This is a genomic window from Micromonospora echinaurantiaca (assembly GCF_900090235.1).
Taxonomy (GTDB): domain Bacteria; phylum Actinomycetota; class Actinomycetes; order Mycobacteriales; family Micromonosporaceae; genus Micromonospora; species Micromonospora echinaurantiaca.
The window spans coordinates 3929122-3942212 of record NZ_LT607750.1 but is presented as its reverse complement, the minus strand read 5'-3'; the positions used below and the strand labels follow the sequence as shown (position 1 = coordinate 3942212).

The window sequence follows — 13091 nt, the reverse complement described above, 5'->3', positions numbered from 1 at the left end:
CGCCCCGCGCCGATGTCCGCCCGGATCGTCCTCGGGGTCGGTGGCGGCATCGCCGCCTACAAGGCGTGCGAGCTGCTGCGGCTGTTCACCGAGTCCGGCCATCGGGTCCGGGTCGTGCCGACCGCGTCGGCGCTCCGCTTCGTCGGGGCGCCGACCTGGGCGGCGCTCTCCGGCCAGCCGGTCGCCGACGAGGTCTGGTCCGACGTGCACGAGGTGCCGCACGTGCGCCTCGGCCAGCAGGCCGACCTGGTGGTGGTCGCGCCGGCCACCGCCGACCTGCTCGCCAAGGCCGCCCACGGCCTCGCCGACGACCTGCTCACCAACACCCTGCTCACCGCCCGCTGCCCGGTGGTGCTGGCGCCCGCCATGCACACCGAGATGTGGGAGCACCCGGCGACCGTCGCCAACGTGGCCACGCTGCGCGGGCGCGGTGTGCGGGTGATCGAACCCGCCGTCGGCCGGCTCACCGGCGCGGACACCGGCAAGGGCCGGCTGCCCGACCCGGCGGAGATCTTCGCGGTCGCCCGCCGGGCCCTCACCCGTGGCGTCGCCGCCCCGGCCGACCTGGCCGGCCGCCGGGTGGTGGTCACCGCCGGCGGCACCCGGGAGCCGCTGGACCCGGTCCGCTTCCTGGGCAACCGGTCCTCCGGCAAGCAGGGCTACGCGTTCGCCCGCACCGCCGTCGCCCGGGGCGCCCAGGTCACCCTGATCTCGGCCAACGTGGCGTTACCGGATCCGGCCGGCGTGGACCTGGTCCGGGTCGGCACCACCGAGGAGCTGCGCCAGGCCACCCTCGCCGCGGCCGAGGCGGCCGACGCGGTGGTGATGGCGGCCGCTCCGGCCGATTTCCGGCCGGCGACCTACGCGACTGGCAAAATCAAGAAGCCGGACGACGGCAGCGCGCCCACCATCGAGCTGGTCACCAACCCGGACATCGCCGCCGAGCTGGGCCAGCGCCGTCGGCCGGAGCAGGTGCTGGTGGTGTTCGCCGCCGAGACCGGCGACGCCGAGGCCAACGGCCGGGCCAAGCTCGCCCGCAAGCGAGCCGACCTCATCGTGATCAACGAGGTCGGGCCGGACAAGGTCTTCGGCGCCGAGACCAACGCGGCGACCGTCATCGGCGCGGACGGCTCGGTCAGCCGGATGCCCGAGCAGTCGAAGGAGGACCTGGCCGACGGCGTCTGGGACCTCGTGGTGACCCGGCTGGCCGGTCCCTCCTGACGGGTGGTACCGAACACTGACCAGCGCGCGCTGCGCGGACGGTGGTGACTACACTGCCGCGGAACGACTTTTCCATAACTTAGGAGTGCCGTGACACGCCGCCTCTTCACGTCCGAATCGGTCACGGAAGGCCACCCGGACAAGATCGCCGACCAGATCAGCGACGGGATCCTGGACGCGCTGCTCAGCCAGGACCCGCACAGCCGGGTCGCGGTGGAGACCCTCATCACCACCGGCCAGGTGCACGTGGCCGGCGAGGTCACCACCAAGGCGTACGCCGACATCCCGACCATCGTCCGGGAGACCATCCTCGGGATCGGCTACGACTCGTCGAAGAAGGGCTTCGACGGGGCCTCGTGCGGCGTGAGCGTCTCCATCGGCAACCAGTCCCCGGACATCGCCCAGGGCGTCGACAACGCCTTCGAGCTGCGCACCGGCGCCTCGGAGAGCGCCCTGGACGCGCAGGGCGCCGGTGACCAGGGCATGATGTTCGGCTTCGCCTGCTCGGAGACGCCGGAACTGATGCCGCTGCCGATCGCGCTCGCGCACCGGCTGGCCCGCCGCCTCGCCGCCGTACGCAAGGACGGCACCATCCCCTACCTGCGGCCGGACGGCAAGACCCAGGTCACCATCGAGTACGACGGGCTGCGCCCGGTGCGGCTCAACACGGTGGTCGTGTCCAGCCAGCACGCCGCGGACATCTCGCTGGAGTCGCTGCTCACCCCGGACGTGCGCGAGCACGTCATCGCCCCGGAGCTGGAGAGCCTCGGGCTGGACACCGAGGGCTACCGGCTGCTGGTCAACCCGACCGGCCGGTTCGAGATCGGTGGCCCGATGGGTGACGCCGGTCTGACCGGCCGCAAGATCATCGTCGACACCTACGGCGGCTACGCCCGGCACGGCGGCGGCGCGTTCTCCGGCAAGGACCCGTCGAAGGTGGACCGCTCGGCGGCGTACGCGATGCGCTGGGTGGCCAAGAACGTGGTGGCCGCCGGCCTGGCCGAGCGCTGCGAGGCGCAGGTCGCGTACGCGATCGGCAAGGCGCACCCGGTCAGCCTCTTCATCGAGACGTTCGGCACCGAGACGGTGCCGGTCACCTCGATCGAGAAGGCGGTGACCGAGGTGTTCGACCTCCGCCCGGCCGCCATCATCCGGGACCTCAACCTGCTCCGCCCGATCTACCGGCAGACCGCGGCGTACGGCCACTTCGGCCGGGAACTGCCCGACCTGACCTGGGAGAGCACCGACCGGGCCGCCGACCTCAAGTCGGCCGCGGGAGCCTGACCGGCACCAGGCGTAGCGACCGGCGGCCCGCGGACGGGTCGCCGGTCGCTCGCGTCTGTGTGGACGTGCCGCTGGCCCACCTGGACCGGCCCTTCGACTACCTGGTGCCGGCCGAGCTGAACGCGGACGCGACGCCCGGGGTGCGGGTGAAGGTCCGCTTCGCCGGCCAACTGGTGGACGGCTGGCTGCTGTCCCGGGGCGACGACTCCGGGCACACCGGGCGGCTGGCGTACCTGGAGAAGGTGGTTTCGCCGGAGCCGGTGCTGGCGCCCGAGGTGGCCCGGTTGGCCCGCGCGGTCGCCGACCGGTACGCCGGCAGCCTCGCCGACGTGCTCCGGCTGGCCGTGCCGCCCCGGCACGCCCGGGTGGAGAAGGACGTCCGCGCCCGCGCCGCTGAGGCCGGGGCCGCCGGGGCGGGCGGCGACGGCCCGGCCGCTCCGCCGACGCCCGGCAGCGGCCCGGACGCGGCATCGGACCCGGCCGGTCCGGAGGTCACGCCACCGGCCGCCTCGGCTGCCGTGGCGGCATCGGCTGCCTCGGTCGCCGAGGCGGAGCCGGCCGGTCCCGGCGCCGGGGGAGAGAGCGCCGGCCCGGTGGCCCCGCCCGACCCGCACGGCTGGCGGGACTACCCGGCCGGGCCGGCCCTGCTCCGGGCGTTGACCGAGGGCCGGGCGCCGCGGGCGGTCTGGTCGGCGCTGCCGGGGGAGGACTGGCCCGCCCGCTACGCCGAGGCGGTCGCCGCGACCGTGGCCGGCGGCCGGGGCGCGCTGGTGGTGGTCGCCGACAACCGCGACCTGGACCGCCTCGACGCCGCGCTGACCGCCACCCTGGGCGCCGGCCGGCACGTCTGCCTCTCCGCCGCCCTCGGTCCCGCCCGGCGCTACCGGGCGTTCCTCGCCGCCCGGCGCGGCGACGTGCCGGTGGTGATCGGCACGAGGGCGGCGATGTTCGCCCCGGTCGACCGGCTCGGCCTGGTCGCCATCTGGGACGACGGCGACGACCTGCACGCCGAGCCCCGGGCGCCCTACCCGCACGCCCGGGAGGTGCTGCTCACCCGCGCCCAGCTCGGTGCGGCGGCCGCCCTGGTCGGCGGGTACGCCCGCACCGCCGAGGCGCAGCTGCTGGTGGAGACGGGCTGGGCCCGCGAGGTGGTGGCCGACCGGGCCACCGTGCGGGCGCGGATGCCGGCGATAGCGCCGACCGGCGACGATCCTCAGTTGGCGCGTGACCCGCAGGCCGCCACCGCCCGGCTGCCCAGCCTGGCCTGGACCACCGCGCGGGACGCGCTGCGGGCGGACCGGCCGGTGCTGGTCCAGGTGCCCCGGCGCGGCTACCTGCCCGCGGTGGCCTGCGCCGACTGCCGGAGCCCGGCGCGCTGCCCGCACTGCGCCGGCCCGCTCGCCCTGCCGTCGGCCGCCGGCACGCCCGCCTGCCGCTGGTGCGGCCGGGTCGCCGCCGCGTACGCCTGCCCGCACTGCGGCGGACGGCGGCTGCGCGCCTCGGTCACCGGCGCCCGGCGTACCGCCGAGGAGCTGGGGCGGGCGTTCCCGGGCGTGCCGGTGCGCACCTCGGGGCGGGAGGAGGTGCTCGCCGCAGTGCCCGGCGGCGCCGGACTGGTGATCGCCACCCCGGGCGCCGAACCGGTCGCCGACGGCGGCTACGGCGCCGTGCTGCTGCTCGACTCCTGGGCCCTGCTCACCCGGGCCGACCTGCGGGCCGGGGAGGAGGCGCTGCGCCGCTGGCTGGCCGCCGCCGCGCTGGCCCGCCCGGGGCCGGCCGGCGGCCGGGTGGTGGTCGTCGCCGACGGCGCGCTCGCCCCGGTGCAGGCGCTGCTGCGCTGGGACGCGGCCTGGTTCGCCGAACGGGAGCTGGCCGAGCGGCGTGAACTGGGCTTCCCGCCGGCGGTGCGGATGGCCAGCGTGACCGGCCAGCCGGCGGCGGTGGCCGACCTGCTGGCCGAGGCGCGGCTGCCCGCCGAGGCCGAGCTGCTCGGGCCGGTGCCGGCGGACGCAGAGCGGGAGCGGATGCTGGTCCGGGTGCCCCGGGCCCGGGCCGCCGCGCTGGCCGAGGCGCTGCACTCCGCCGCCGGGGTGCGGACCGCGCGCAAGGCCGCCGATCCGGTCCGCCTCCAGGTCGACCCGCTGGCCCTGTTCTGAGTGCCCCGACCCGGGCGTGCCGCCGGCGGCCGGGCCGCGGATCCGGGGCGCCACCGGGCTTCCGTCGCACCCGGTGTCCGGGAAACCGCTGGCCATGAGGTGATAGCATCGCCCGTCATGCCCGGGCGTACGACGGCTCCAGGTCGCGGCGCGGCGTCAGGCGCGCCGAGCTGGACCTGCCGCAGGACGGCGCGACGGTGGCGCCGAAGCGTCGGTCGGCGCGGTGTCGGGATCTCTAACAGCCGGTGATCAGGGGTGGACCAGTCGTGACCGTTCGTCAGTCGATCGTCTTCAACGGTGACCTCGGCAGCGGCAAGAGCACGGTGTCGGTGGAGATCGCCAAGCGGTTGGGGCTGCGCCGGGTCAGCGTCGGCGACCTCTACCGCGAGATGGCGCAGCAGCGGCAGATGACCGCGCTGCAGCTCAACCTGCACGCCGAGCTCGACCAGGCGGTCGACGGCTACGTCGACCAGCTCCAGCGGGACATCGCGGCGTCGGGCGAGCGCCTGGTCATGGACTCCCGGCTGGCCTGGCACTTCTTCACCGACGCGGTCAAGGTGCACATGATCACCGAGCCGACCGAGGCGGCCCGCCGGGTGCTGGCCCGCCCGTCCGGCCCGGCGGAGAGCTACACCTCGCTGGAGGAGGCCCGGGCCAAGCTGAAGGAGCGCAGCGAGAGCGAGCGGAGCCGGTTCCTGGTCCGCTACGGGGTGGACAAGGCCCGGCTGCGCAACTACGACCTGATCTGCGACACCACCCGGGCGTCCGCCGCCGAGGTGGTCGAGCACATCATCGACGCGTACGAGGGCCGGCTCGGCGCGGACGTGCTGCGCGACGCGCCGCCGCTGCTGCTGCTCGACCCGGCCCGGGTCTACCCGACCGAGGACATCGCCACCCTGCGCGGCCTCTGGGACTCCGAGTTCGTCGGGGACGTCGCCTCGGCCGGGGACGAGGCGCTGGAGCCGCTGAAGATCGGCTACACCGGCGAGTACTTCTTCGTCGTCGACGGGCACCGCCGGCTCAGCGCCGCCCTGCAGAACGGCTTCCACCTGGTGCCGGCGCAGCTGGTCGCCGAGGTCGACGAGCCGGTGGTCGGCGGGATGAGCGCGGTGGACTACTTCACCGCCCAGGTCCGGCCCGGTGTGGTCTACGACTGGGAGGCCGCCCACAAGATCGAGCTGCCGCTGCCGGAGCACGCCCGGCACGCCGGCGACGCGGTGCTGGCCGGGGAGCCGGGCGCGGGCGCCTGAGCCCCACCGGCGTGACCCGACCGACGGGCGGGCCGGCGGCGATCCCGCCGATCGACGGTCCGGGACCGACCGGCGACCGGTCGGTCGGGTCGTCCGGCCGACCGGCGAGCCGGGCTCAGGCCGGGGTGACCGTCGGTGACCGCCGGGCTGCCACCGCGGTCGCGAAGGCCCGCACCATCGGGTGCGGCTCGTCGCCGTCGCCGGCCAGCTCCGGCTGGAAGAGGGTGGCCAGGAAGAACGGGTGGCCGGGCAGCTCGGCGACGCGTACCTGCCCCTGCGGGTCGTGCCCGGTGAACCGGATGCCGTGCTCGACCAGGGTGGCCAGGTAGCGCGGGTTCAGCCCGTAGCCGCACTGGTAGCGCTCGGTGCTGCGGTCGACGCCCGTGCTGCGCTGCGCCAGCGAACCGGCGGTGAAGACCACCGGGCCCTCGTGGCCGTGCAGCGCGCAGGCCAGCGGCTCGATCAGCAGCTCCCCGGCGTCCGGCGCGTTCTCGCCGTGGGCGACGTCGGTCAGGCCGCAGACCGCGCGGGCGTACTCCAGCAGGGTGTGCTGGAACCCGCCGCAGGTCGCCAGCAGCGGGATGCCGCCGATGCGGGCGCGGCGCACGGCGTGCAGCGCCCCCGCCTCGCTGCGGTAGGGGCTGCCCGGCAGCAGCCAGATCCCGTCGAAGTCGGCGAGCCGGCTCGCCGCCGCCTCCTCGGTGGGGACCCAGTACGCCTCCAGGTCGATGCCGTGCCGGTCGCGCAGGGCGGTCAGCAGGGCGGGCACCCGGACGTGCGAGCGGACGGCGGGGGAGCGGTCGCCGACGAGGGCGAGCCGGGCAACGGCGGCGGTCATGCCGCCCATGGTGGCCGTCCCCGGCTGATCACGTCCAACGATGATCCGTACTGGCCCGATCAGGAACACTTATCCGCCGTGGACCCGCACCTGCTGCGCACCTTCACCGTGGTCGCCCGCCTCCGGTCCTTCTCGGCGGCCGCCGCGGAACTCGGCTACACCCAGTCGGCGGTCAGCCAGCACATCGCCGCCCTGGAGGCCGATCTCGGCGTACGCCTGCTGGACCGCCGGCCGGTGGCGCCGACGGCCGCCGGGATCCGGCTGCTCGGGTACGCCGAGCCGATCCTCCTCCGGCTCGCCGCGGCGCGGGCCGACCTGACCCGGCTGGCCGCCCCGCGACCGGGGCCGCTGCGGGTCGGCGCCACCCCGCTGGTGGTGGCCGCGGCGGCCCGGCTCGCCGAAGGCGGGCGGGACGGCGCGCTGACGCTGCACGTCACCACCCGCGCCGACCTGCCGCGCCGGGTCGCGACGGACGAGCTCGACCTCGGGCTGCGCGACGGGTTCGCCGCCCCCAACGATCCGCTGCCCGGCGCCGACCTCGGACCGATCCGGGTCGAGGTGCAGGGCGTGGAGCCGGTGGTGGTGGCGCTGCCCCGAACCCATCCGCTGGCCGCCCGCCGCGCCCTCGGGCTCGCGGACCTGGCCCTCGCCCGCTGGGTCGACGCGCCGGAGGTCGCCGCCCCGCTGACGCAACTGCGCGCGGTCACCGGCGCGGACGGGTTCCGCGCCGCCGTGCGCTACCTCGGCGCGGACGTCGCGGGCCTGCTGGCGGTGGTGGCCGCCGGGCACGGGCTGGCCGTGCTCCCGGCCGGGGTGGTGCGGGCCCACGCCGACCTGGTCGGGGTGGCGCTGGCGGAGCCACGGCTGGTGCACCGGGTCGAGCTGCTCCGCCCGGCGCCGGCGGATGGTCCGCCGGGCGGATCGGGAGGATGATGAGGTCCGTCGATCGGGGAGGCCGGCCATGGACGCTGCCGAGGCGCTGACGCTGCTGATGTCACCGCGGGGGCGCGTCGACCCGTACCCGACCTACGAGCGGCTGCGCGGGTACGGTCCGGTGATCGAGGCGGCCCCGGCGTACTACGTGGTGACCGGCTACGCCGAGGCCGACGAGATCCTCCGCGACCCGCGGTTCGGGGTGCTCGACGACGCGCTGCGCGACCAGTTCTGGCCCGGCTGGCGGGAGAGCCCGGCGGTGACCTCGATCTCCCGGTCGATGCTGCGGACCAACCCGCCGGACCACAGCCGGATGCGCCGGCTCGCCTCCGGCGCGTTCACCCCGCGCCGGGTCGCCGCGCTGCGTGAGGTGGTCGCCGCGCAGGCCGGCGAGCTGGTCGACGCGATGTGCGAGCGGGGCCGCGCCGGTGAGCCCGTCGACTTCATGACCGAGTTCGCCTACCCGCTGCCGGTCGGGGTGATCTGCGCGCTGCTCGGCGTGCCGGCCGCCGACCGGCCGCTGTTCCGCCGCTGGGCGGCGGACCTGACCGGGGTGCTGGAGCCGGAGATCACCCCGGCCGAGCTGGCCGTCGCCGACCGGGGCGCGGGCGAGCTCAGCGCGTACTTCGCGGAGCTGGTAACGGCCCGCCGCCGGGTCCCGGCCGACGACCTGACCACCGCGCTGGTGCAGGCGCACGACGCCGACGGCGCCCGGCTCTCCGGCGACGAGCTGCTGGCCAACCTGGTGGTGCTGCTGGTCGCCGGCTTCGAGACCACCACCAACCTGCTCGGCAACGGCCTGGTGGTGCTGCTGCGCCACCCGGGCCAGGCCGACGCCCTGCGCGCCCGGCCCGACCTCGCGCCCGGCTATGTCGAGGAGGTGCTGCGCTACGACTCGCCGGTGCAGCTCACCAGCCGGCTGGGCACCGCGCCGGCGACCGTCGGCGGGGTCGAGCTGCCGGCCGGCAGCTGGGCGCTGCTGCTGCTCGGCGCGGCCAACCGGGATCCCCGGCGCTACCCGGAGCCGGCCCGTTTCGACCCGTGGCGGGCGCAGCAGCAGCCGCTGTCGTTCGGGGCCGGCCCGCACTACTGCCTCGGCGCCGGGCTGGCCCGGCTGGAGGCCCAGGTCGCCTTCCCGCTGCTGCTGCGCCGGCTGCCCGACCTGGCCCTGGCCGGCGAGCCGCGGCACCGCACCCGGCTGACCCTGCGCGGCTACGACACCCTGCCGGTGCGGGTCGGGGCGGTGGCGCCGGGCACCGATCGCGGTACGCCGGCCGGGCGCCGTCCCGGCACTCCGTAGACTGGTACGGCCCAGTTCGTCCCACCCGTGAAGGAGCCACCCCGCGTGACCGTCCAGCCCATCCGTCTGTTCGGCGACCCGGTGCTGCGCACGCCGGCCGATCCGGTGGTCGACTTCGACGCCGAGCTGCGCAAGCTCATCGCCGACCTGACCGACACCATGCGCGAGCAGAACGGCGCCGGCCTCGCCGCGCCGCAGCTCGGCGTGGGGCTGCGGGTGTTCACCTTCGACGTGGACGATGTGCTCGGCCACCTGGTCAACCCGGTCCTGGAGTTCCCCGACGAGGAGGAACAGGACGGCCCGGAGGGCTGCCTGTCCATCCCCGGGCTCTACTTCGACACCAAGCGCCGGCAGAACGTGATCGCCAAGGGGTTCAACGGCTACGGCGACCCGTTGCAGATCGTCGGCACCGGCCTGATGGCCCGCTGCGTGCAGCACGAGACCGACCACCTCGACGGGGTGCTCTTCGTCGACCGGCTCGACCAGGCCGGGCGCAAGGAGGCGATGAAGGCGATCCGCCAGGCCGAGTGGTACGACCCGGCCGCGCCGCCGACGGTCAAGCTCAGCCCGCACGCCGCCGGCAGCAGCAGCCCCTTCGGCCTGGGTCGGTGAGCGGCCGGTGCGGGTGATCTTCGCTGGCACGCCGGCCGTCGCCGTCCCGGCCCTGGCCGCGGTGGCCGCGTCCCGCCACGAACTGGTGGCCGTGGTCACCCGGCCGGACGCGCCCGCCGGCCGGGGCCGGGGCCTGGTCCGGTCCCCGGTCGGCGCGTGGGCGGACGAGCAGGGCGTGCCGGTGCTCACTCCGGCCCGGCCGCGCGAGCCGGAGTTCCTCGACCGGCTGCGCGAGCTGGCGCCGGACTGCGTACCCGTGGTGGCCTACGGCGCGCTGGTGCCGCCGGCCGCGCTGGAGATCCCCCGGCACGGCTGGGTCAACCTGCACTTCTCGTTGCTGCCCGCCTGGCGCGGCGCGGCGCCCGTTCAGCACGCCGTGCTGCACGGCGACGAGCTCACCGGGGCCAGCGTCTTCCAGTTGGAGGAGGGGCTGGACACCGGCCCGGTCTACGGCACGCTGACCGACGAGATCCGCCCCACCGACACCTCCGGCGACCTGCTGGAGCGGCTCGCCCACTCCGGCGCGGGCCTGCTGGTGGCGGTGCTGGACGCCATCGACGACGGCACCGCCCGGGCCGAGCCGCAGCCCGCCGACGGGGTGTCGCTGGCGCCGAAGCTCACCGTGGAGGACGCCCGGGTGCGCTGGTCGGAGCCGGCGTTCGCGGTGGACCGCCGGGTGCGGGCCTGCACCCCGGCGCCCGGCCCGTGGACCACCTTCCGCGGTGAGCGGGTCAAGCTCGGCCCGGTCACCCCGGTGGCCAACGGACCCGAGCTGAAGCCCGGCGAGCTGCTGGTGGAGAAGTCCCGGGTGCTCGCCGGCACGGCCACCGTGCCGGTGGCGCTCGGCGAGGTGCGCGCGGCGGGCAAGCGGGCCATGCCGGCGAGCGACTGGGCGCGCGGCGCCCGGGTCGCCGCCGGCGAGGTGCTGGCGTGACGGGGCCGGCCGAGCGACCCGCGACGGAGGGGCGACGCGAGGAGCGATCCGGCGCGGGTCGGGCCGGCGGCGGCGAGCGCGGTCCGCGGCCTCCGGCCGGCCGGCGCACCGACCGACCCACGCGCGGCGGCGGCGGCCGGTCGCCGCGGTCAGCGGTGGACCTGCCGCGGTACGCGGCGTACGAGGCCGTCGCGGCGGTGCACCGCGACGACGCGTACGCCAACCTGGTGCTGCCGACCATCCTGCGTGACGCCGGGCTGACCGGCCGGGACGCGGCGTTCGCCACCGAGCTGACCTACGGCACGCTGCGCCACCTCGGCACCCTGGACGCAATCCTCACCGCCGCCGCCGGGCGCGACGTGCAGCGGATCGACCCGCCGGTACGCGACGCGCTGCGGCTCGGCGCGTACCAGCTGCTGTACACCCGGGTGCCCGCGCACGCGGCGGTCTCCTCGACGGTCGACCTGGTCCGCGCGGTCGGGCCGGGCGCCACCGGGTTCGCCAACGCGGTGCTGCGCGAGGTGGCGGGCAAGGACGCCGACGCCTGGGTGCGGCAGCTCGCCCCACCGATGGAGAGCGACCCGATCGGGCACCTCGCGCTGGCGTACAGCCACCCGCAGTGGATCGTGCGGGCCTTCGCCGAGGCGCTCGGCGGTGACCTGGGCGAGACCACCCGGCTGCTGATCGAGGACAATGAGCGCCCGCCGGTGCACCTGTGCGCCCGGCCCGGGCTGGCCGACCCGGTGGAGCTGGCCGACGAGGTCGGCGGCGCCCCGGGCGCCTTCTCGCCGTACGCCGTCTACCTCTCGGGCGGGGCGCCCGGCGACCTGCCGGCGCTGGCGCAGGGGCGGGCGCACGTGCAGGACGAGGGCTCCCAGCTGGTGGCCAACGCGCTGGCGGAGGCCCCGCTGGACGGCCCGGACGGGCGCTGGCTCGACCTGTGCGCCGGGCCGGGCGGCAAGTCCGGGCTGCTCGGCGCGCTGGTCGCGGAGCGCGGCGGTCGACTCACCGCGGTCGAGGTGGCCGAGCACCGCGCCCGGCTGGTGGCCCAGGCGACCCGCGATCTGCCGGTGACCGTGCTGAACACCGACGGGCGCGCGGTCGGCGACCACCCGAAGCTGCCGGTGGACCACTTCGACCGGGTGCTGGTCGACGCGCCGTGCACCGGGCTGGGCGCGCTGCGCCGCCGGCCGGAGTCGCGCTGGCGGCGGCAGCCGTCCGATCTGCCGCCGCTGACCCGGTTGCAGCGTGAGCTGCTCGCCGCGGCGCTGCGCGCGGTCCGCCCGGGCGGCGTGGTCGCGTACGTGACGTGCTCGCCGCACACCGTCGAGACGCACGTGACGGTCACCGAGTCGGCGCGGCGCGCCGGGGTGCCGGTCGACTTCGTCGACGCCCGTCCACTGCTGCCGGCGGGGATGCCCGGGCTCGGCGACGGGCCGACGGTGCAGCTGTGGCCGCACCGGCACGGCACCGACGCGATGTTCCTCGCGGTGCTCCGCCGGGGTTGACCGTCCCGGGTGGACCGTCCGGTGCGGACCGCGTCGGACCGCGTTGACCAGGGCCGTTCCCGCTCCTATAGTGCTGCACCACCAGAACCGGGGGGGCGGTCCGGGACGGGCACGGGAGGGGCTGATGGACGCCGAGGGGGCCGGAGCGGCGCGGTCGTGGGTGGAGTTCGGGCGGGAGCTGCGGTGGTGGCGGCGGGCCGCCGGCCTCACCCAGTCGCAGCTCGGCCAGCGGGTGGGCTACCACCACAGCGTGATCAGCCGGGTGGAGAGCGGGCTGCGCGAGGCGCCGGCCGGGCTGGCCCGCCGGCTCGACGACGTGCTGGCCACCAACGGCGCGCTGGCCGCACTCGGGGCCGGCCGGGGGCTGCGTGACGCCGCCGCACCGGCGGGCGACCCGACGTTGTTCGCCGCCCCCGGCGTCCTCACCGCGGACGGCGTGACCCCGCCGGGCGTCCCGGTCTGGCCCACCCGGCTGCCGTACGCCGGCATCGCCTGCCCGCTGCACGGCGACGTCGGTTGCGCGGTCCCCGCCCCGGGCGACGTGCTGACCACCATCGCGCGGCTGGTCCGGCGCGGTCCGGCGGAGTTGCCCACCGAACCGGTCACCGACCTCGTGCACGGGTTGGCCGCGCTGCTGCCGGGCTACACGCAGGCCACCATGGAGCAGGTCTCGACCGACATCGTGGGATCCATCGAACGCATCCTGCACCTGGTCACGAGTTGGGCGGAGGCGGTGCACGCGGCGGGCCGGCCGCCGCAGAGCCTGTTGCGGCTCGCCGCCGGATACGCCCAGCTCGCCGGGCGGCTGCGGATGCAGCGGGGGCAGAACGCGGTGGGCATGGCCTGGTTCGGCCACGGCCTGCGCTGGGCGGGCGTCTCCGCCGACCCGGTCGCCCAGGCCACCCTCTACAGCGACTTCTGCACGCTGACCCGCCTCGACCGCGACGGCGCCTCGTCGCTGCGGTACGCCCGGGCGCGCTGACCGGCTGACGGCGGCGGCCGGTGCCGGTGCCCCGGGGTAGCCCGGCTCGCGGCGCTCGTGGATGTGCCAGTTT

General features: G+C 76.5%; 11 protein-coding genes. 10 read left to right on the top strand and 1 reads right to left on the bottom strand.

Features of this window, described 5'->3' with window-relative positions; translation table 11 throughout:
- Positions 1-12 precede the first annotated feature (12 nt).
- The 4 genes from coaBC to GA0070609_RS17660 all read left to right on the top strand — a co-directional run bounded on the left by coaBC (position 13) and on the right by GA0070609_RS17660 (position 5911).
- Positions 13-1221 (top strand): bifunctional phosphopantothenoylcysteine decarboxylase/phosphopantothenate--cysteine ligase CoaBC, encoded by a 1209-nt coding sequence (gene coaBC / locus GA0070609_RS17675; protein ID WP_088994795.1) that lies wholly within the window; start codon positions 13-15, stop codon positions 1219-1221.
- Between the two features lie 90 nt (positions 1222-1311).
- Positions 1312-2505 carry a methionine adenosyltransferase gene (gene metK, locus GA0070609_RS17670; protein ID WP_088994794.1) on the top strand — a complete coding sequence of 398 codons (1194 nt, stop codon included), beginning with the start codon at positions 1312-1314 and terminating at the stop codon, positions 2503-2505.
- Positions 2506-2564: 59 nt separating this feature from the next.
- Positions 2565-4661, top strand: a complete 2097-nt coding sequence (locus tag GA0070609_RS17665) for a primosomal protein N' (protein WP_088994793.1) — start codon at positions 2565-2567, stop codon at positions 4659-4661.
- A 266-nt stretch (positions 4662-4927) separates the two neighbouring features.
- Entirely contained in the window at positions 4928-5911 is a 984-nt protein-coding gene (locus tag GA0070609_RS17660) for an AAA family ATPase (RefSeq protein ID WP_088994792.1), read from the top strand.
- Between the two features lie 115 nt (positions 5912-6026).
- On the opposite strand, the gene GA0070609_RS17655 is transcribed toward GA0070609_RS17660, so the two are convergent.
- Positions 6027-6749 carry a CTP synthase C-terminal region-related (seleno)protein gene (locus GA0070609_RS17655; RefSeq protein ID WP_197700167.1) on the bottom strand — a complete coding sequence of 241 codons (723 nt, stop codon included), beginning with the start codon at positions 6747-6749 and terminating at the stop codon, positions 6027-6029.
- 78 nt (positions 6750-6827) lie between these two features.
- On the opposite strand from GA0070609_RS17655, the gene GA0070609_RS17650 reads away from it, so the two are divergent.
- The 6 genes from GA0070609_RS17650 (at position 6828) to GA0070609_RS17625 (ending at position 13018) form a co-directional block, all read left to right on the top strand.
- Positions 6828-7682: a LysR family transcriptional regulator gene (locus GA0070609_RS17650; protein WP_197700166.1), complete on the top strand. Its 855-nt coding sequence runs from the start codon at positions 6828-6830 to the stop codon at positions 7680-7682.
- A gap of 28 nt (positions 7683-7710) precedes the next feature.
- Positions 7711-8982 (top strand): cytochrome P450, encoded by a 1272-nt coding sequence (locus tag GA0070609_RS17645; RefSeq protein ID WP_088994790.1) that lies wholly within the window; start codon positions 7711-7713, stop codon positions 8980-8982.
- Positions 8983-9027: 45 nt separating this feature from the next.
- The gene (gene def, locus GA0070609_RS17640) at positions 9028-9594 is read left to right on the top strand and encodes a peptide deformylase (RefSeq protein ID WP_088994789.1); all 567 of its coding nucleotides are present in this window, start codon (positions 9028-9030) and stop codon (positions 9592-9594) included.
- 7 nt (positions 9595-9601) lie between these two features.
- Entirely contained in the window at positions 9602-10528 is a 927-nt protein-coding gene (fmt, locus tag GA0070609_RS17635; RefSeq protein WP_088994788.1) for a methionyl-tRNA formyltransferase, read from the top strand.
- Positions 10525-12036, top strand: coding sequence for an RsmB/NOP family class I SAM-dependent RNA methyltransferase (locus GA0070609_RS17630; RefSeq protein ID WP_088994787.1), 1512 nt, complete (start codon positions 10525-10527; stop codon positions 12034-12036). Before fmt ends, GA0070609_RS17630 begins: the two co-directional genes overlap by 4 nt.
- Positions 12037-12160: 124 nt before the next feature.
- A complete protein-coding gene (locus GA0070609_RS17625) occupies positions 12161-13018 on the top strand; it encodes a helix-turn-helix domain-containing protein (RefSeq protein WP_157748234.1) in 858 nt (285 codons plus the stop codon).
- The last annotated feature ends 73 nt before the right edge of the window (positions 13019-13091 follow it).

Bases quoted from the DNA above. Each gene is read 5' to 3' on its own strand.
- coaBC (WP_088994795.1), top strand. From the start codon at position 13: ATGTCCGCCCGGATCGTCCTCGGGGTCGGTGGCGGCATCGCCGCCTAC.
- GA0070609_RS17625 (WP_157748234.1), top strand. From the start codon at position 12,161: ATGGACGCCGAGGGGGCCGGAGCGGCGCGGTCGTGGGTGGAGTTCGGG.
- GA0070609_RS17655 (WP_197700167.1), bottom strand. From the start codon at position 6,749: ATGACCGCCGCCGTTGCCCGGCTCGCCCTCGTCGGCGACCGCTCCCCC.
- GA0070609_RS17645 (WP_088994790.1), top strand. From the start codon at position 7,711: ATGGACGCTGCCGAGGCGCTGACGCTGCTGATGTCACCGCGGGGGCGC.